Origin of the sequence: Bradyrhizobium sp. USDA 326, assembly GCF_049739485.1 — a bacterium.
GTDB lineage: Bacteria > Pseudomonadota > Alphaproteobacteria > Rhizobiales > Xanthobacteraceae > Bradyrhizobium.
On sequence record NZ_JBMGQA010000001.1, the window covers coordinates 7,005,186 to 7,024,329 of the forward strand.

Here is a 19,144-nt window from a genome sequence, read left to right on the forward strand (position 1 = left end):
GTCTCTTACTCCGCCGCGACCATGTTCACGGGATCGCGGACGCCGATATCGTCGATGTCGGCCTTGTGCGAATACTGGTCGATGCGCGCTTCGATCTCGTGACGGAAATGCGCGATCAGGCCCTGGATCGGCCATGCCGCCGCGTCGCCGAGCGCGCAGATGGTGTGGCCCTCGACCTGCTTGGTCACCTCCAGCAGCATGTCGATCTCGCGCTTGTGGGCGCGGCCCTCGGCCATGCGGGTCAGGACCCGCCACATCCAGCCGGTGCCCTCGCGGCACGGCGTGCACTGGCCGCAGCTCTCGTGCTTGTAGAAATAGGAGATGCGGGCGATGGCGCGGATCAAATCGGTGGACTTGTCCATCACGATCACGGCCGCGGTGCCGAGGCCCGAGCGCAGCTTGCTCAAGGAATCGAAATCCATCGGCGTGTCGATGATCTGCTCGGCCGGGACCATGCGTACCGACGAGCCGCCGGGGATCACGGCCTTGAGGTTGTCCCAGCCGCCGCGAATGCCGCCGCAATGCTTCTCGATCAGCTCACGGAACGGAATGCCCATGGCTTCTTCGACGTTGCAAGGCCGCTCGATATGGCCGGAAATGCAGAAGAGCTTGGTGCCGACGTTGTTCGGGCGGCCGATGCCGGCGAACCAGGCCGCGCCGCGGCGCAGGATGTCCGGCGCAACCGCGATGGACTCGACGTTGTTGACGGTGGTCGGGCAGCCGAACAGACCAACATTCGCCGGGAACGGCGGCTTCAGCCGCGGCTGGCCCTTCTTGCCTTCGAGGCTTTCGAGCAGCGCGGTCTCCTCGCCGCAGATATAGGCGCCGGCGCCGTGGGCGACGTAGATGTCGAACGGCCAGCCGTTGACGTTGTCCTTGCCGACGAGCTTGGCCTCGTAGGCCTGGTCGATCGCGGCCTGGAGGTGCTCACGCTCGCGGATGAACTCGCCGCGGACATAGATGTAACAGGCGTGCGCGTTCATCGCGCAGCTGGCGATCAGGCAGCCCTCGATCAGGAGATGCGGATCGTGCCGCATGATCTCGCGATCCTTGCAGGTGCCGGGCTCGGATTCGTCGGCGTTGACGACCAGATAGCTCGGCCGGCCGTCGGTCGATTCCTTCGGCATGAACGACCATTTCAAACCGGTCGGGAAGCCGGCGCCGCCGCGGCCGCGGAGCCCCGAGGCCTTCATCTCGTTGATGATCCAGTCGCGGCCCTTGTCGATGATGTTCTTCGTGCCATCCCAGGCGCCGCGACGCCGCGCGCCCTCGAGCCCCCAATCGTGGAGGCCGTAGAGGTTCTTGAAGATGCGGTCCTTGTCCTCGAGCATATCAGTGCTTTCCGATCAACGATTGGACTGCTTGTAGGCAAGTCCGGCGGCGCAGATGCCAAACGTCAGCGCCCAGAGCAGACTGGATTCCAGCGGCGCGTTCAGGCCGAAGCGCTGAAGCAGGAAAATGAAGGCGGCCGCCACGACGGCGTGCATCGCGATGAAGCCCCACTTCTTCATGGCACCGCTCCCCTGCATTGCCGGCGACGAGAGATCACGCATCAGGTGATCTCCTTCAGCGTGGTCGGCCCGGTGATCGGCGCCGAGAACTGGCGGCCGTTCTGCGGACCCGGCTTGGGCGGATTGCCCGACGCAAAGCCATCGAGCACCTTGCCGAAGCTTTCCTTGGTCAGGTCCTCATAGGTGTCCTTGCCGATCAGCACCATCGGCGCATTCACGCAGGCGCCCAGGCACTCCACCTCTTCCCAGCTGAAATTGCCGTCCTTGGAGAGATGGAAGGGCTCGTGATGGATGCGATGCTCGCAGACGTGGATCAGATCCTCGGCGCCGCGCAGGCGGCAGGGCGTGGTGCCGCAGACCTGGACATGGGCTTTCTTGCCGACGGGGGCGAGCTGGAACATGGTGTAGAAGGTCGCGACCTCCAGCACGCGGATATAGGGCATATCGAGCATGTCGGCGATGACGCGGATCGCGGCCTCCGACACCCAGCCCTCGTTCTGCTCCTGCGCCCGCCACAGGATGGCGATGACGGCGGAGGCCTGGCGGCCGGCCGGGTACTTCGCGATCTGCTGCCTGGCGAATGCGAGGTTCTCCTCCGTGAACGCAAAGCTCGCGGGCTGGACTTCCTTCGGTGCTAATCGGCGAACGGACATCTCTTCAATCTCTCACTGCATACGGCGCGCGGTTTTAGCATTCAGGGCATCGATCCTGTCCTGCCAGAATGCGCTTGCGGTGCCGAAAACGTTGTAGCCGACGTGGGTCGAGACCTTGATGCGGTCGAGGATCGACAACTCGGTCACCGTCTCCATCCGGTTGTTGCGCGGATCGAACACGATCAGCTTCAGCGGGGTCTGTTCGAGGATGAAGCGCGACACGGCATGAGAGCGGTCGCTGCCGTGCTCCTCGCACATGATGACGCTGTCGGCCTCGAGCAACCGGGCGCCGCCCTTGATCGCCTCGATCTCGACGCCCTCGACGTCGAGCTTGATCAGGTATTTGCCGGCGGGCGCGATCTTGCCGTCGTCGATGAGGTTGTCGAGCGCGATCACGGTCACTTCTTCGCCGCCCGCCGACGGATTGCCGGCGATGCTGAAGGCCTCGTGCTTGGTGCCGGACAGCCGCGCGGTGCCGCGGGTCGCGCCGATGGCGCATTTCATGGTCTCGAAGCGGTTGCCGTTGACGCGGGCGTTGTTGGCGAGCTTCGGATAATTCTGCCCCGACGGCTCGATCGCGATCGCCTTGTGCGAACCAAAGGGCTTGCTCGACACCAGCACCGACCAGTAGCCGTAATTGGCGCCGCAATCGAGCAGCGTGTAGTCGACGTCGATGGAGTCGGCGAACAGCAGCTCGAGCTCGTCCTCGTAGTTGTAGGAGCGGTTGAGCAGCTTGCTCCAATAGCCGTCGCCGTAGGGGAATTCGAACACGGCGTCGGGATTGAGCCTGATCGCGATGTTGCGCTCCGGCAGCGTCTTGCGCAGCAGATTGGCGCAGGCGATGTAGCCCATGTGCGAGAAGTGCGACGAGATCTTCGATCCCGTCACCAGCGCCAAGGCAGCCGTCCGCTCCCACAGGTTGGCCCCTTCAAGGGCCCCCGAGGCGCGGTCAAACTGGATTGGCGCCTGCGCCATCACCGATCGACCTCTCCGAACACGATGTCGAGCGAACCCAGGATCGCCGAGACGTCGGCCAGCAGATGGCCGCGGCAGATGTGATCCATCGCCTGCAGATGCGCAAAGCCCGGCGCGCGGATCTTGCACTTGTAGGGCTTGTTGGTGCCGTCGGAGACGAGATAGACGCCGAACTCGCCCTTGGGCGCCTCGACCGCGGCATAGACTTCGCCGGCCGGCACGTGGACGCCCTCGGTATAGAGCTTGAAGTGGTGGATCAGCGCTTCCATGGAGCGCTTCATCTCGCCACGGCGCGGCGGAGCGACCTTGTTGTCCTCGACGACGACGGCGCCCTTGCCGTCAGGCGCGTTCAGCTTCTGGATGCACTGCTTCATGATGCGCACGGACTGGCGCATCTCTTCCATGCGGACCAGATAGCGGTCGTAGCAGTCCCCGTTCTTGCCGATCGGAATGTCGAAATCCATCTCGGCGTAGCACTCATAGGGCTGCGACTTGCGCAGGTCCCAGGCCGCGCCCGAGCCGCGCACCATCACACCCGAGAAGCCCCACTCCCACGCTTCCTTGAGCGGCACCACGCCGATGTCGACGTTGCGCTGCTTGAAGATGCGGTTGGCGGTGAGCAGGCGGTCGAGGTCGTCCACGACCTTCAGGAACGGGTCGCACCAGGCCTCGATGTCGTCGACCAGCTTCTGCGGCAGATCCTGATGCACGCCGCCGACGCGGAAGAAGGCTGCGTGCATGCGGCTGCCCGAGGCACGCTCGTAGAACACCATCAGCTTCTCGCGCTCTTCGAAGCCCCACAGCGGTGGGGTCAGCGCGCCGACGTCCATCGCCTGCGTGGTGACGTTGAGCAGATGCGAGAGGATGCGGCCGATCTCGCAATAGAGCACGCGGATCAGCTGGCCGCGGCGCGGCACCTCGATGCCGAGCAGCTTTTCAGCGGCGAGGCAGAAGGCGTGCTCCTGGTTCATCGGCGCGACGTAGTCGAGCCGGTCGAAATACGGGATCGCCTGAAGGTAGGTCTTCTGCTCGATCAGCTTCTCGGTGCCGCGATGAAGCAGGCCGATATGGGGATCGACGCGCGCGACGATCTCGCCGTCCAATTCGAGCACGAGACGCAACACACCGTGGGCTGCAGGATGCTGCGGTCCAAAGTTGATGGTGAAGTTACGGAGATTTTCAGGTTGCTCGTTCATGATCAGACCTTCGGCCCCGCCTTCTCGTCACCGGGCAGCGGATAGTCCGCTCCTTCCCACGGCGAGAGGAAATCGAACTTGCGGAATTCCTGGTTGAGCCGCACGGGCTCGTACACCACCCGCTTCTCCTGGTCGTCGTAGCGGACCTCGACGAAACCGGTGAGCGGGAAATCCTTGCGCAGCGGATGCCCCTCGAAGCCGTAGTCCGTGAGGATGCGGCGCATGTCGGGATGGCCGACGAAGAACACGCCGTAGAGGTCGTAGGCTTCGCGCTCGAACCAGTCCGCGCCCGGGAACAATTCGATGAGCGATGGCACCTGCGTGGTCTCGTCCGCCTGGGCCCGGAGCCGGATCCGCGTGTTCAGCGTCGGTGACAGGAAGTGATAGATCACGTCGAAACGCTTCTCGCGATCGGGATAGTCCACCCCCGTGATGTCGGTGATATTGACGAAACGGCAGTTCGGATCGTCGCGGAGGTACTTGACCACCTCGACAATCCTGGCGGCCTCGATATCAACCGTGAGCTGGTTGAAGGCCACCGAATGACCGGTGGCGGCGCCCGGAAGCGCGCTAACGATCGTCTGCCCCAGGGCGTCGAGCTTGGCGTCGTCCATGACGTAAAACCTTAGCGTTCGATGGTGCCGGTGCGCCGGATCTTCTTCTGCAGCAGCAGCACGCCGTAGAGCAGCGCTTCCGCCGTGGGCGGGCAGCCCGGCACGTAGATGTCGATCGGCACGATGCGGTCGCAGCCGCGCACGACCGAGTAGGAATAGTGATAGTAGCCGCCGCCATTGGCGCAGGAGCCCATCGAGATGACGTAGCGCGGCTCAGGCATCTGGTCGTAGACCTTGCGCAGCGCCGGCGCCATCTTGTTGGTCAGGGTTCCCGCGACGATCATCACGTCGGACTGGCGCGGCGAGGCGCGCGGGGCGAAGCCGAAGCGCTCGACGTCGTAGCGCGGCATCGACACCTGCATCATCTCGACCGCGCAGCAGGCGAGGCCGAAGGTCATCCACATCAACGAGCCAGTGCGCGCCCAGGTGATGAGATCGTCGGTCGCGGCCACGAAGAAGCCCTTGTCGGACAGCTCGTGGTTGACCTCGAGGAAGAACGGATCGTTGGCGCCGACCGGCCTGCCGGTCGACGGATCCAGAATGCCCTTCGGGGCCGGCGCAATGACCGGACCGGCGGACGGTGCAGGGTTCAATCCCATTCCAGTGCTCCCTTCTTCCACTCATAGGCGAACCCGACCGTCAGCACGGCGAGGAACACCACCATGGACCAGAAGCCTGTCGCGCCAAGCTTGCCGAACGCCACCGCCCAGGGAAACAGGAACGCCACCTCGAGGTCGAAGATGATGAAGAGGATGGCGACCAGATAGAAGCGGACGTCAAACTTCATGCGGGCATCGTCGAACGCGTTGAAACCGCACTCATAGGCCGACAGCTTTTCCGGGTCCGGCTGCTGGAACGCCACGATGAAGGGCGCGATCAGCAGCACCAGGCCAATGAGGCCCGCTACCCCTATAAAGACCACGAGTGGAAGATAGTTCTGAAGAATGCCGCTCATTGACGAGCCCTTTTTCCCGCAGCCTCGGGACAGCCACGGATTCGTCCGATTTGGAATTATTCTGAGCCTTAGCGCAGTGCACCAATGGGCGCAAGACACGCTCTTTTCAGGCCCTTTGCCGCTCCCAGAACGGTGAAAATCCCGGAATCACCCCGCGGCTGGTATGGAGCAGATCGCCAGACCCAGCAAGGGCAGTCACGGCTTCCCAGGTCAGCAGTTCTGAGATTGCGGCGCAGGGCACAAGGCAGCTATCGGCTGCGCCTTGACCGCGCAAATGTACGGTTTTCCCGGTGCGGCGGAGCGCCCAAACCCCGGCAACGACCGGCGCAGGCACCCTCCGCTGCCTCGTGACATAATTGCCGAGAGCCCTTTTGCCAGGGGTCCACAGAGCAGTGCAGCCAAGGAGCCATTGAGGGCGCTGCCGCGATCAGGCCAGGCACAACAAGGCGCACCTATCCACAGCTGCAAACGATCACAGAGCCATGCGCCACGAAGGGGCCGGGGTTCGTCTGGCGAATGCGTCGGCGGTCAATTCCAAACCGGCCGGCGAGCGCGGCGGCGGCGACTTGCTGGTTGGTCGCTCGCGCCGCGCTCGGATGAGCTTCGGGCGGGGGGCATAACCCATGAGCTCATCGATCTCCTGAAGGAAGATCAGTGGAGGTCCGGCCAGGCAAAGCAGATGATCGTCGCAATCGGCCGGCCCCAGAGCCGGCCCGGCACGACGGCCCTGCCCTCGCCCGTTCTCACCATTTGTAGGAGACGCTCGCGGTGATGCGGCGACGGTCGCCGTAGTAGCATGAGGTTACGACCGCGCAGCTCGCGACGTAGATCTTGTCCGTCACGTTCGCGACGTTGAGTGCAGCGCGCCAGTGGTTGTCCCATTCGTAGTGCACGGCGAGATCGCCCAGCACGAAGGACGGAACGAGCGCGGTGTTCGCGGTGTCGGCAAAGGACGAGCCGACGTAGCGCACGCCGCCGCCAAGGCCGAAGCCCCGCAGCGGGCCGTCGCTGAATGTATAGTCCGTCCAGACCGCGGCGAACTCCCGAGGAGTATTGGGCGGAACGGTGCCGATCAGCGCGGAATCGAGGTCCTGGCTCACGAACAGATCGTAATTGGTGTAGCTCGCCACCAGCTTGAAGTCCGGCGTGATGTTCGCCACCGCCTCGAGTTCCACGCCACGCGAAGTGACCTCGCCGTTCTGGGTCTGGAACAGCGGATTGTTCGGATCGGTGGTCAGCGCATTCTTGCGCTTCAGATCGAACCACGCGACGCTGAACCGGGCGTTGAGCCCGACCGGCTCGTACTTCACGCCGACCTCGGTCTGCTCCGATGTCTCCGGCAATTGCAGCCGTCCGGCCGCATTGACGCCGATGATCGGATTGTAGCCCGTCATGTAGGAGACATAGGGCGCGACGCCAAAGTCGAGATTGTAGATCGCGCCGACGCGGCCGGAGAACTTGCTGTCTTCGCGGCTTTGATCTGGGCCGAGCCGGTTGTGGTTGACGAGATCAACCCAGTCCTGACGGCCGGACAGCACCACCGTCAGCCGATCGAGCTTGACCTGATCCTGGAGATAGACCGCGGCCATGCCCTGAGTGAGATAGGCGTCCTGATACAGCGCTCCGTTGAACGGCGCGTTGACGCCGTAGACCGGATTGAGCACGTTAAGATTGGTGCCCGCGCCAAAGCCCTGCCGGTCGTCGAGGGCGTAATGCTTGAGGTCGACGCCGAGCAGCGTCGTGTGTTGCAGCGCGCCGGTGGCGAAGCGGTACTCGAGCTGGTTGTCGAGGTTTAGCTGGTTGGCGACGCCGCGGGCGTAGAAATTGCCGCGCATGATGTCGGCGGCCGCCGGCGTCGTCGCGTAGCCCAGCCCGTAGAGACCGGTGTAGAATACGTCGACATGCCCGAAGCGCGCATTCTGGCGGAAGTCGAGACTGTCCGTGATGTTCTTCGCGAACTGGTAGCCGAGCGTCTCCTGCTCGCGGCGAAACTGGTCGGCGCGGGGGTCGCCGGCGAACAGGCTGGTGGGAATGCGGCCGAACGGCGCGTTGGTAACAGTGCCGACATAAGGCAGGAAGTTCTCCGCCCTGGTGTTGTTGTGCGCAGCCGTGGCGTAGACGGTGAGCTTGGTGTCGGCGTCCGGCCGCCAGGTCACCGACGGAGCGAAGAAGAAGTTGTTGTCGTAAATATAGTCGGTCTGAGTGCCGCCGCCCTGCACCTGGCCGACAAACCTGTACAACATTTGCCCGTTGCCGGACTGCGGGACCACGCCGCCGATGTCGAACGCCGTGTAGGCGTTGCCATAGTTGTTGATGCCGACCTCGAGATAGCGCACCGGCTCGGCGAGCGGCAGCTTGCTCACCGCGTTGACGAGACCGCCCGGCGCCGAGCCGCCGTAGAGGATGCCGGCCGGCCCGCGCAGCACCTCGACGCGCTCGAGGTTGAATGGTTGCAGCTTCCAGCTCGCATACGAGGTGTAGAAGAGCTGCAGGCCGTCGAGGAACAGTGACTCGTTCTGCGCGGGGAAGCCGCGGATCAAGAACCAATCGTTGCGGAAATCGGCGCCGTAGGTGCCGCCGATCACGCCGGGCGTGTAACGCAGTACCTCGTCGAACTTGCTGACGATCTTCTGGTCGCGGATCTGCTCGGCGCCGATCACGGACACCGACTGCGGCGTCTCCATGATCGGCGTATTGGTCTTGGTGCCCGAGGAGCTGCGGCCGGCGACGTAGCCGTTCACCGGGCCACGCGGCGTCTCGACGAAGCCGACATTGCGTTGCGGCTGCGGTCTGTTCCTGTTGGCGGTCTGCACAGACGATCGAGGCGCGCGGCGCTGAGGGGTCGCAGCCGCGCGGCGCCGCACTTCCCGCACGGTGACCGTCACCGACGGCAGGTTCTGCGCGTCACTCTGCGCGGAAGACTGTGCGAGCGATGGCTGCGGCATCAAGACCCAAGCGGATGCGGTCGCCAACACGGCCGACCGCAGCATTCCAAAACTGTTCAACGCGCCCCCCAAAGCTGCATGTTCGATGCATCATGCCGCCTGTCCCGGAACGGCATGTGCGTGACGGCGACGCTTATGTGAGGGCGCGCGAATCCCCTAATTGAAAGCCTCTTAGAAAGACTCTTAGAAGCGCTCCAACGTTTCCGCTGTTGCAGCGAGATCGGCGCACATTCTTCTCGCTCTCGAGCATCTCGGCGTCGCTCGCCGTGAGCTGACCGACCTGCCTCTGCACGGAATTCGTCTGCGCTGAGGCCCGCCGCTTCCGTCTCCGGACGAAACCGGCCAGGCGGAGAGATGAAACCATTTTACGGAACCCGCGAAACCATCCGGAAACAGATCGCCCTTAAGACAAAGCCATAGACGGCGGCAAAGCCCGTCGGGAGGCTCAGATGAATCACTCATTTCACTCTGCTGATCGTGCGACCCACCTGAAAATCGTGGTGGTGGCGCTGGTTGCCGCCATCGTCGTGGCCGGCTTCGGGATCGCGGCCCGCACCAATGCCGACTACAGCCAGACGGCCCAGTCGACGCCCGTAATCAAGGCCGGCAAGCCGGTGGCGGTGACGAGTGCGGCGAGGTCAGAGATTCGCTGATAAGTCCGGGCTGACCAATGGCCGCCCACGGGCGGCCTTTTTCGTTTTCCAGTGCAATGCTTAGCCGAGACAGACCGGTAAAGCGCAACGTCCTTGACTTCACCATGTCCCCCCTTTAAGTCCCCCCTCGTTCCGCGCGCTTCGAGCGAACCACGCGGGAGTAGCTCAGTTGGTTAGAGCGCCGGCCTGTCACGCCGGAGGTCGCGGGTTCGAGCCCCGTCTCTCGCGCCATTTTGGCAATCCCTTCATAGCGTTAGCCCGAGTTTCTCGACTTCTTTCGCATCTGCGCCAATGATGGCCGACGTCCGGCGGGAACTCCGGGCATAGTCAGCCCAGGCCCGAATCGTCTACGCCTTCCGAGACTTAGAAGGATCCCGACACTTTTCCGGGCTTTCCTGTCAGTGGAATCGAGGAGGCCAGTTATGGCTAAGAAGGATTCGGCGAAGAAGGCAGCCGCTCCCGCGACCATCACGCTCAAGCACCTCGCTGCGGACATCGCGGAGCGCCAGGACCTCTCGAAAAAGCACGCCGAAGCCGTCCTGACCGACATGGTCGACCTGATCACCAAGCACCTCAAGAAAGGCGACCGTGTCCGCATCGTGGGGCTCGGCATCCTCCAGGTCCGCAAGCGCGCCGCCCGCACCGGCCGCAATCCCGGCACCGGCGAAGCGATCCACATCAAGGCCAGCCGGAAGGTCGCGTTCCGCCCGGTGAAGGAACTGAAAGAGGCGATCTAGCGCTTACGGTTCACTAGCCCTGATCGGAGTTCGTTCGGGCCGCATCGTGGCCGGCTTTTCTGATATACCGCCTGCTTCCCTCAATCTCGGCGGTTCGACCAGAAATGTCCTCCCTCACCTTTTCGCATACCGTGACCGAGCGCTTCCTGCGCTATGTCACCATCGACACCCAGTCCGATCCGGAATCCCCCAGCTCCCCCTCGACCGAGAAGCAGAAGGATCTCGGCCGCGTGCTCGCCGCCGAGTTGAAGGCCATGGGCGTCGAGGACGCGCATCTCGACGATTATGGCTACGTCTATGGAACGATCCCGGCCAACACCGAAAAGAAGGTGCCGGTGATCTGCTTCTGCTCGCACATGGACACGTCTCCCGACGTCACCGGCAAGGACGTCAAGCCGCAAATGGTGAAGAACTATCGCGGCGGCGACATCGTGCTGCCCGGCGACACCAGCCAGGTGATCCGCTTTGCCGAGCACCCGGCGCTGAAGAACCAGATCGGCAACGACATCATCACCACCGACGGCACCACGCTGCTCGGGGCCGACAACAAGGCCGGTGTCGCCGAGATCATGGATGCCGCGCATTTCTTCATCAACAATCCCGATGTGAAGCACGGAACCGTCAAGATCCTGTTCACGCCGGACGAGGAGATCGGCCGCGGCGTCGACAATGTCGACCTGAAGAAGCTTGGCGCCGATTTCGGCTACACCATGGACGGCGAAAGCGCCGGCTGCGTCGAGGACGAGACCTTCTCGGCCGACGGCGCCACCATCACCATCAACGGCGTCAGCGCCCATCCCGGCTACGCCAAGGGCAAGATGGAGCACGCGATCAAGATCGCCGCGGCCATCGTCGAGCGTCTGCCGAAGGAAGGCTGCTCGCCGGAGACGACCACGGGCAAGCAGGGCTTTCTGCATCCGATCGGCATCGAGGGAGCCCTGGAACAGGCGACGCTCTCCTTCATCGTCCGCGACTTCACCGAGGAAGGGCTGAAGGAGAAAGAGGTTCAGCTCGAGACCATCGTCAAGGACGTGATGAAGGACTATCCGCGCTCGACCTACAAGTTCGAGGTCAAGGAGCAGTACCGCAACATGAAGCAGGTGATCGATCGGCACCCGCATGTCGTCGAATACGCCGTCGAAGCCATCCGCCGCGCCGGCCTGCGCCCGATGCGCACCGCCATCCGGGGCGGCACCGACGGCTCCCGCCTGTCCTTCATGGGCCTGCCCTGCCCCAACATCTTCGCCGGCGAGCACGCGTTCCATTCGCGGCTCGAATGGGTCAGCCGGCAGGACATGGAAAAGGCAGTTCAGACCATCGTGCATCTGGCGATGGTCTGGGAGGAGAAGGCCTGAGGCTTCTCGACGGCGTCCGTTATGGCCGGGCTTGCGCCCGGCCATTTGTTTTCGAGCTTACGGCACCGGCATCGCGCGCGGACTGCGATGGAAGCGATTTGAGCTCGCCATCCAGTTCGGCAACGGTTCTCCGTCGCGATGCCGGCCGCCGGCGACGGCCGCAGCCCACGCCACCGCCGCGCCAATCAGGGTCGCGGCGGCGATCGAGAACGCCACGATGATCGAGTTGCGCCGCGCCCGGTTGATGGCCGTCCTGGACTCCGCGATCAGCGCGTCGACCCGTTTTTCGGAATCGGGCGCCGCCAGACCTGTGAGCGCGGCCACCTGCTGCACGAGATAGGTCCTGTCGTCGGTGGTGACGCCACTGTGGCTGGACGACGTCATCAGGATGCGTCCCGCCTCAGCCCGTGCTTCCCTCAGATCGACATTTGGCGCGCGGCGCGGCGCGCGGAACAGCTTGTCGAGCTCATAGCTGAGCAGAGGCTCGGCCGCGGACGAATTGCTGGCCGAGCTGCGCATCGGCGATCGGTCAACCGCAGATGCCCCGAGCAGCGCGAGCAGAGCCGCGCCGGCCAGTACGGCCAGGGCCCAGGACGTCAGCCCATGCAGGCCGTCCCGCCGCTCGCCATCGTCTTCGATCGTCGCCAGCGCGGGCGCCGGACGCGTCGTCCGGCCGGCGATGTAACCGCCGAAGCCGAAGCTGATGATCGCCTGAATGATCAGATATAGCCCGGAGAGCAGCGCCAGGGCTGCCGAAGCATCGCGCCATGTCGGCGAGGCCGAACTGACGCCGAGACCGATGGCCACGCCAAAGCCGATCAAGATGAACGACATTGCGCCGGCGGCGAGAGCGCCGGCGAACACCGAACTCCACTGGATGGTCCGGCGGTCGTCGGCAGTCGCCGCGCCGCCCTCCATCACGTCTTCCCGTATGAGAGTTTCCATTGTCGTTCTCTCAGCGCAGGCCGAAGAACGACAGGATCGCCATGATCACGACGATCAAGCCGATCAGATAAATCAGTCCGTCCATTGTCCGTCCTCCTCAGTTTCTTCTGGTCGCTAATCGCGACGTATGAGGAACGTTCCAAATTCAGCGATGCGCGGGAACCAACCGGCGAGATGCGAATTATCTGCGGGAGTCCCGAGGATGAAGATTGTGAGCACAAAGGGCCTCAGCCGGTCATCCCGGCTGGGGCCCTTCCGCATTTGCTCAGACCTGATCGCTCCCCAACTTCTGTCCTATGTTAACGACGCCGGCTTCGGGATCATCAAAGATGCCATCAGGGCGGGACCTCCAGATCGGGAGAGGCGCGTGGATCGCAGAACGGCGTGCCTGCATCAAGCCGACGCATTCCGGGAGAAGGCCCTCGCCGATCCCGAGCACCACGACCAGTGGATCGATGAAGCCATCAAATGGCTGGAACGGGCGATGGAAGCGAGCTGCCGCGCTGTCATTACCGTGTCGGCAGACGGCAACGACGTTCCGGAGCCGGCCCCCACGACCGCCATCGAAGCCATGGCCTCGCACCGGCGGGTCATTACCAGCCAGTGAGAGGCGCTGGCGATGCAGGCGCCGCTGCGGCAATTGTTCCAGCGACGTAACAATGTTGCGGGTCGACACTGTTCCCGCGCCCATGCTAGGCCGGGCATAGACCGCAACCAGAGTGACGTCGTGCTCGCAAACCGCCAGCCCTCAGGATCTTGCCGCCCGCGCAACTGGCGCGGGTTGCTGTCTGTGCTGATCGCGGCGGTCTATCTGCTCGCGAGCGCGTTGCACGGCTCGCACGACATCGACGTCACCACGCCCGGCGGCGGCTCGGAGATCGCGGCGGCCCTGCATAGCCCCGCAGGCCATAGCGACCACAAGGTCATTGGCAGCCATCATTGTCATGGCTGTTTTTCGCTGACGGTCACACAGCCGGCGCCGTCGACCGCATCGGTCGCGCTTGTTTCCGCAACGAGCCCGCAACATGCGCCCCGGCTCGCCGGAATTGTCCTCGACACCGACTCCCCGCCTCCCAAACATATTGCCTGAACGGATTGGTCGGGCGTCCCGCGCCCATTGGGTTCATCCTTTACAGGTCGGCTTCATGTTCTTCAGAGGAATGGCCGCGCGCTTGGCGTGCGCGGCGGCGTGTCTGATTGCCGGACTCGCGATTGCGCCGTCTCACGCCCAGACTTTGACGATGCGGAGCGCGTTGTCGCGCGCGCTGGCCGCAAGTCCGCGGCTGACGGCAGCCGAGCGCGACGTCGGCATCGCCACCGGCCAGCGCATCCAGGCGGGCGCCCTCCTCAACCCGGAACTGTCCTACGAACAGGATGATTCGTTCGGCTCGGGCAAATATCGCGGGACGCGATCGGCCGAGACCACGCTGCAGATCAGCCAGGCCTTCGAGCTGTTCGGCAAGCGCGATGCGCGGATTGCTGCAGGCGTCGCTGCCGTCGAAGTCGCCGCGATCCAGCGCAAGGCCGTCAGGCTGGAGGTGCTGTCGGAGACCGCGATCGCCTTCCTCAGCGTGCTCGGCGCACAGCGGCGCATTCAGATCCTCGACGAGCAGATTGCCGCCATCGACCGCTTGACGCCGCTCCTGCGCCGCCGCGTGGAGGCCGGCGCCTCCTCGCCCGCCGAGACCGGCCGCGCGGAGGTCGCCTCCGCCCTGGTGAAAGCCGACCGCGAGCGCTTCAAGGCGACGCTGGCCAGCGCCCGGCGCGAGCTTGCGGTGCTGATGGGCGATCCAGCCGCGAAATTCGGCGAGGTTTCCGGCCGGCTCGACACCACCGGACGGCCGCCCGCCTTCCAGGCGGTTGTCGCCGCCATCGATGCCAATCCGCAACTGGTGCGCTGGACCGCCGTTTACGCCCAGCGCAACGCCGAGCTGCTGCTGGCACGACTCAAACCTTATCCCGACGTGCGTATCGCCGCCGGCTGGCGCCACTTCAACGAAACGGGCGACGATGCGGCGCGCCTGACCGTCTCCGTGCCGATCCCCGTGTTCGACCAGAACCAGGGCAACATCCTCTCGGCGCAGGAAAGCCTCGCCAAGACCAGGGCCGAGCGCGAGGCCAACCGCAACACGCTGATCGTGATTGCCGGCCGCGCCTATGACTCGGTCCAGGGCTCGCTGCGCGAGCTCGCCGTGCTGCGTGAGACCGCGATCCCCAAGGCCGTCGAAGCGTCCGAGGCGATATCTCAAGGTTACGGCCAGGGCCGCTTCACCCTGCTCGAGGTGCTCGACGCGCAGGCGAGCGTCACCCAGGCGCGGTTGCGCGAGCAGGAGGCGCTGCAGAATTTCCACGCCGGCGTTGCGATCATCGAGGGCCTCGTCGGCAATCCCTTCACGCTGGCGCGGGAGAGCGCACGATGAAAACCTTCTCCACCCTCCTCGTCGCCATTGTTGCCGCCGCGCTCGGCGCTTACGGCTATTCCCTGCTCGCCCCGGCCAAGCTCGCACACACCGAGCACGCCGAACATTCCGAACAGAAGAAGCCGAACGACCATGTCGAGCAGGACGAGCACGGCGCCGACCGCATCCGCATCTCCGACGTGAAGCTGGCGGCTGCGGGGGTAACCCTGGCGGAGGCCGCGAGCGCAACGCTGACCGACACGTTGTCCTTCAACGGCATCCTGCGCGCCAACCAGGAAGCCGTGGTGCAGGTGACGCCGCGCTTTCCGGGTGTCGTCAAATCCATTCTGAAGCGCATCGGCGACAAGGTCGCCAAGGACGATCTGCTCGCCGCGATCGAGAGCAACCAGAGTCTCACCGTCTACGAGCTCAAGGCGCCGATTGCCGGCACCATCATCGAGCGGCAGATCTCGCTCGGCGAATACGCCACCGAGCAGAAGCCGGCCTTCGTCGTCGCCGATCTCACCACCATCTGGGTCGATCTGTCGATCTACCGGCAGGACTTGAGGCGCGTCCGTCTCGACGACGAGGTGCTGATCGATCCCGACGACGGCCGCGGCGAGATCAAGGGAACGATCTCCTACATGGCGCCGATCGGCAGTAGCGAGACCCAGACCGCGCTGGCGCGCGTGGTGCTGCCAAATCCGGACGGACGCTTGCGTCCCGGCCTGTTCGTCACGGCGCGGCTGATTCTCGCCGCGCGCAACGTCGCCGTTGCCGTGCGCCGCAGCGCGATCCAGACATTGGAAAACAGAACCATCGTGTTCGTGCGCGAGGACGGCGACAAGATCGAGGCGCGCCCGGTCGAGCTTGGGGATTCCGATCCGAGGTTCGTCGAGATCAAGGCCGGTCTTGCGGCCGGCGAGCACTACGTCGCGGAGAACAGCTTCGTCGTGAAGGCGGAGATGGGCAAGGGCGAGGCCGAGCATGATTGAGCGCATCCTCGCCTTCTCGCTCCGCCAGCGCTGGCTGGTCCTGCTGCTCGCGCTCGGCGCCGTCGCTTTCGGAGCCTGGAATTTCCAACGCCTGCCGATCGACGCGGTGCCCGACATCACCAACATCCAGGTCCAGATCAACACCCGCGCGCCCGGCTATTCGCCGCTCGAGACCGAACAGCGCATCACTTTCCCCGTCGAGACCGCGATGGGAGGCCTGCCCAAGCTCGACTACACCCGCTCGCTGTCGCGCTACGGCCTCAGCCAGGTGACGGTCGTCTTCAAGGACGGCACCGACATCTATTTCGCCCGCCAGCTCGTCGGCGAACGCATCCAGCAGGTGAAGGACCAGCTCCCGGCAGGCGTCGAGGTCGCGATGGGGCCGGTCTCGACCGGGCTCGGCGAAATCTTCATGTACACGGTCGAGGCCAAGGCGGGCGCCAAGACGCAAGGCGGCCACGACTATTCGCTGACCGATCTGCGCACCGTGCAGGACTGGATCATCAGGCCGCAGCTTCGCAACGTGCCGGGCGTGGTCGAGGTCAATACCATTGGCGGCTTCGAGCGGCAATTTCACGTGCTGCCGGACCCGGGCAAGTTGATGGCCTACCGGCTCGGCTTTCGCGACGTCATGACGGCGCTGGCCGCCAACAACGCCAATGTCGGCGCGGGCTATATCGAGCGCAACGGAGAGCAATACCTTGTCCGCTCGCCCGGCCAGGTCGGCAACGTCAACGAAATCCGGGACATCGTGATCGGCTCACGCGGCGGCAATCCGGTCAGGATCAGGGACGTCGCGACCGTCATGGAGGGCCGCGATCTGCGCACGGGCGCAGCGACGCGGGACGGCGAGGAAACCGTGCTCGGCACAGCGATGCTGCTGATCGGCGAGAACAGCCGCAGCGTCGCCCGACGGGTCGCAGCCCGCATCGAGGACATCGCCAAATCGCTGCCCGAAGGCGTCGTGACGCGGACCGTCTACGACCGCACCGACCTCGTCGAGGCCACCATCCGCACGGTCAGGAACAATCTGCTGGAGGGCGCGGCGCTGGTCGTGGCCGTGCTGTTCCTGATCCTCGGAAACGTCCGCGCCTCGCTGGTGACGGCCTGCGTCATTCCCCTGTCCATGGCCATGACGATCACCGGCATGGTCGAGACCAAGGTCAGCGCGAACCTGATGAGCCTGGGTGCGATCGACTTCGGCATCATCGTCGACGGCGCCGTCATCATCGTCGAGAATTGCCTGCGCATGCTGGCCGAGGCCCAGCGCGAGAAAGGCCGCCTGCTCACGCTTTCGGAGCGACTGCGGGCGATCCAGCACGGGTCGAGCGAGGTCATCAAGCCGAGCCTGTTCGGGACGCTGATCATCGCCGTGGTCTACCTGCCCGTGCTGACGCTGACCGGCGTCGAAGGCAAGATGTTCACGCCGATGGCGCTGACGGTGCTGATGGCGCTCGGGGCGGCCGTGCTGTTCTCCATCACCTTCGTACCGGCGGCCGTTGCCATCTTCGTCACCGGCAAGGTGTCCGAACACGAAAACCTGTTCATGCGGGCCGCCAAGCGCGCTTATCTCCCCCTGCTCCGCTTTGCCATCGACAACCGGGCCGCAGTCGCCGTCATCGCTGTCGTCATCGTGATCGCAAGCGGCATCGCCGCCACACGCATGGGCGGCGAGTTCATTCCGAGCCTGGACGAAGGCGACGTCGCGCTGGCGTCGATCCGGATTCCCGGCACCAGCCTCACCCAATCGCTGGACCTTCAGAAGGCGCTCGAGAAGCGCCTCATGCAAATCCCGGAAGTCAAGGAATTCTTCACCCGCATCGGCACTGCAGAGATCGCGACCGACCCGATGTCGCCGGCACAGACCGACGGCTACGTCATGCTGAAGCCCCGCAGCGAATGGCCTGATCCGGACAAGCCGAAATCGGAGGTGATCGAGGCGATCGACCATGCGGCGGACGAGATTCCCGGCAGCGCCTATGAAATCTCCCAGCCGATCCAGTTCCGTGTCAACGAGCTGATCTCGGGCGTGCGCACCGACGTCGGGGTTAAGATCTTCGGCGACGACCTCGACATCCTGCAAGGCGCTGCCAGGCAGGTCGAGGCTGCGATCCGGGGGATCCGCGGCGCCAGCGATGTCAAGATCGAGCAGGTCGCGGGGCTGCCGATCCTCACGGTGCGGCTCGACCGCCAGGCGCTCGCCCGCTACGGCCTCAGCGTCGCCGAGGTGCAGGGCATCGTCGAGATCGCCATCGGCGGCAAGTCGGCCGGGAAGCTGTTCGAGGGCGACCGCCGCTTCGATATCGTGGTTCGCCTGCCGGAGCATTTGCGCGGCAATCTCGAGGCGATCCGGGCGATCCCGATCCCGCTCCCGCCCGGTGACGAGGCCACGGCCAACATGCCGCTCCGAACGGCACTATCCGCCTCTCCCCTCGCCCAGATGCGCTACGTGCCGCTGTCGTCGGTCGCAACCGTCGATGCGACGCCCGGACCCAACCAGATCAGCCGCGAGAACGGCAAGCGGCGGATCGTCGTCACCGCCAATGTCCGCGCGCGCGATCTCGGCTCCTTCGTGGCCGAGGCCGAGGCGGCCGTGGCCGAGAAGGTCAAGCTGCCGCCGGGTTACTGGATCGGCTGGGGCGGCCAGTTCGAGCAGCTGGTCTCGGCCACGAAGCGGCTCACCATCGTGGTGCCGGTGGCACTGCTCCTGGTGTTCCTGCTGCTGTTCATGGGCATGGGATCGGTGGCCGATGCGGCTCTCGTCTTCTCCGGGGTGCCGCTGGCGCTGACCGGCGGCGTTGCGGCACTGCTGCTGCGCGACATTCCCCTGTCCATCAGCGCCGGCGTCGGCTTCATCGCGCTGTCGGGCGTTGCCGTGCTCAACGGGCTCGTGATCATCGCCTTCATCGAGCGTCTGCGCAGTGAGGGACGATCCGTTGCGGAGGCCGTGCGCAAAGGCGCCCTGACGCGGCTACGGCCGGTGCTGATGACGGCCCTCGTCGCCTCCCTCGGCTTCGTGCCGATGGCACTCGCCACCGGCGCGGGCGCCGAGGTGCAGCGGCCGCTCGCGACCGTGGTGATCGGCGGCATCATCTCGTCCACGGTGCTGACGCTCTTGGTGCTGCCGGCGCTCTATGTCCTGTTCCGTCGTGACGTCGCGCGGGAAGCGCCTACAATGGCGCCGGACTTGGCAGCTTCCGGGGAGCGCTAG

General features: G+C 64.8%; 18 protein-coding genes and 1 tRNA gene. 9 read left to right on the forward strand and 10 right to left on the reverse strand.

The genetic code is table 11. The annotated features are described in order from the left end of the window. Positions 1-5: 5 nt before the first annotated feature. The 9 genes from nuoF to ABIG06_RS33050 form a co-directional block, all read right to left on the reverse strand. On the reverse strand, positions 6-1,331 hold the full coding sequence (nuoF, locus tag ABIG06_RS33010) for an NADH-quinone oxidoreductase subunit NuoF (protein ID WP_124158059.1): 1,326 nt from the start codon (positions 1,329-1,331) through the stop codon (positions 6-8). Positions 1,332-1,346: 15 nt separating this feature from the next. Then, positions 1,347-1,553, reverse strand: coding sequence for a hypothetical protein (locus ABIG06_RS33015; RefSeq protein ID WP_370140079.1), 207 nt, complete (start codon positions 1,551-1,553; stop codon positions 1,347-1,349). Next, a complete protein-coding gene (gene nuoE / locus ABIG06_RS33020; protein ID WP_091885987.1) occupies positions 1,553-2,164 on the reverse strand; it encodes an NADH-quinone oxidoreductase subunit NuoE in 612 nt (203 codons plus the stop codon). The genes ABIG06_RS33015 and nuoE overlap by 1 nt, the downstream gene beginning before the upstream one ends. 12 nt (positions 2,165-2,176) lie before the next feature. Continuing rightward, complete coding sequence (locus ABIG06_RS33025) at positions 2,177-3,139, reverse strand: FkbM family methyltransferase (protein WP_370140080.1); 963 nt, start codon at positions 3,137-3,139, stop codon at positions 2,177-2,179. Then, on the reverse strand, positions 3,139-4,335 hold the full coding sequence (locus ABIG06_RS33030) for an NADH-quinone oxidoreductase subunit D (RefSeq protein ID WP_370140081.1): 1,197 nt from the start codon (positions 4,333-4,335) through the stop codon (positions 3,139-3,141). The genes ABIG06_RS33025 and ABIG06_RS33030 overlap by 1 nt, the downstream gene beginning before the upstream one ends. Before the next feature lie 2 nt (positions 4,336-4,337). Continuing rightward, positions 4,338-4,949 carry an NADH-quinone oxidoreductase subunit C gene (locus ABIG06_RS33035; protein WP_370140082.1) on the reverse strand — a complete coding sequence of 204 codons (612 nt, stop codon included), beginning with the start codon at positions 4,947-4,949 and terminating at the stop codon, positions 4,338-4,340. Positions 4,950-4,960: 11 nt separating this feature from the next. Continuing rightward, positions 4,961-5,542 carry a NuoB/complex I 20 kDa subunit family protein gene (locus ABIG06_RS33040; protein WP_370140969.1) on the reverse strand — a complete coding sequence of 194 codons (582 nt, stop codon included), beginning with the start codon at positions 5,540-5,542 and terminating at the stop codon, positions 4,961-4,963. Beyond that, positions 5,539-5,904 carry an NADH-quinone oxidoreductase subunit A gene (locus tag ABIG06_RS33045; RefSeq protein ID WP_008136158.1) on the reverse strand — a complete coding sequence of 122 codons (366 nt, stop codon included), beginning with the start codon at positions 5,902-5,904 and terminating at the stop codon, positions 5,539-5,541. The genes ABIG06_RS33040 and ABIG06_RS33045 overlap by 4 nt, the downstream gene beginning before the upstream one ends. A gap of 743 nt (positions 5,905-6,647) precedes the next feature. Beyond that, positions 6,648-8,894 carry a TonB-dependent siderophore receptor gene (locus tag ABIG06_RS33050; protein WP_370140970.1) on the reverse strand — a complete coding sequence of 749 codons (2,247 nt, stop codon included), beginning with the start codon at positions 8,892-8,894 and terminating at the stop codon, positions 6,648-6,650. A gap of 404 nt (positions 8,895-9,298) precedes the next feature. Between ABIG06_RS33050 and ABIG06_RS33055 the strand changes: the two genes are divergently transcribed. From ABIG06_RS33055 to pepT, 4 genes are all read left to right on the forward strand, one after another. Next, positions 9,299-9,502: a hypothetical protein gene (locus ABIG06_RS33055; protein WP_124158052.1), complete on the forward strand. Its 204-nt coding sequence runs from the start codon at positions 9,299-9,301 to the stop codon at positions 9,500-9,502. 154 nt (positions 9,503-9,656) lie between these two features. Beyond that, a tRNA-Asp gene (locus ABIG06_RS33060) sits at positions 9,657-9,733 on the forward strand. 191 nt (positions 9,734-9,924) lie between these two features. After that, positions 9,925-10,239: an HU family DNA-binding protein gene (locus tag ABIG06_RS33065; protein WP_370140084.1), complete on the forward strand. Its 315-nt coding sequence runs from the start codon at positions 9,925-9,927 to the stop codon at positions 10,237-10,239. Positions 10,240-10,343: 104 nt separating this feature from the next. Beyond that, positions 10,344-11,594 (forward strand): peptidase T, encoded by a 1,251-nt coding sequence (gene pepT, locus ABIG06_RS33070; protein WP_370140085.1) that lies wholly within the window; start codon positions 10,344-10,346, stop codon positions 11,592-11,594. A 57-nt stretch (positions 11,595-11,651) separates the two neighbouring features. Here the strand turns inward: pepT and ABIG06_RS33075 are convergent, their stop codons facing one another. Next, positions 11,652-12,539 (reverse strand): hypothetical protein, encoded by an 888-nt coding sequence (locus ABIG06_RS33075; RefSeq protein WP_370140086.1) that lies wholly within the window; start codon positions 12,537-12,539, stop codon positions 11,652-11,654. Between the two features lie 202 nt (positions 12,540-12,741). Here ABIG06_RS33075 and ABIG06_RS33080 point away from each other — a divergent pair, with 202 nt between their 5' ends. From ABIG06_RS33080 to ABIG06_RS33100, 5 genes are read left to right on the forward strand one after another with little or no spacing between them, the layout of a single operon-like run. After that, positions 12,742-13,146, forward strand: coding sequence for a hypothetical protein (locus tag ABIG06_RS33080; RefSeq protein WP_370140087.1), 405 nt, complete (start codon positions 12,742-12,744; stop codon positions 13,144-13,146). A gap of 12 nt (positions 13,147-13,158) precedes the next feature. Continuing rightward, positions 13,159-13,629 carry a hypothetical protein gene (locus ABIG06_RS33085; protein ID WP_370140088.1) on the forward strand — a complete coding sequence of 157 codons (471 nt, stop codon included), beginning with the start codon at positions 13,159-13,161 and terminating at the stop codon, positions 13,627-13,629. A gap of 55 nt (positions 13,630-13,684) precedes the next feature. Continuing rightward, positions 13,685-14,959, forward strand: a complete 1,275-nt coding sequence (gene ihpA, locus ABIG06_RS33090; RefSeq protein WP_370140089.1) for a divalent metal ion exporter subunit IhpA — start codon at positions 13,685-13,687, stop codon at positions 14,957-14,959. Further along, complete coding sequence (ihpB, locus tag ABIG06_RS33095) at positions 14,956-15,933, forward strand: divalent metal ion exporter adaptor subunit IhpB (protein WP_124158045.1); 978 nt, start codon at positions 14,956-14,958, stop codon at positions 15,931-15,933. The genes ihpA and ihpB overlap by 4 nt, the downstream gene beginning before the upstream one ends. Beyond that, the gene (locus ABIG06_RS33100) at positions 15,926-19,144 is read left to right on the forward strand and encodes an efflux RND transporter permease subunit (RefSeq protein WP_370140090.1); all 3,219 of its coding nucleotides are present in this window, start codon (positions 15,926-15,928) and stop codon (positions 19,142-19,144) included. The genes ihpB and ABIG06_RS33100 overlap by 8 nt, the downstream gene beginning before the upstream one ends.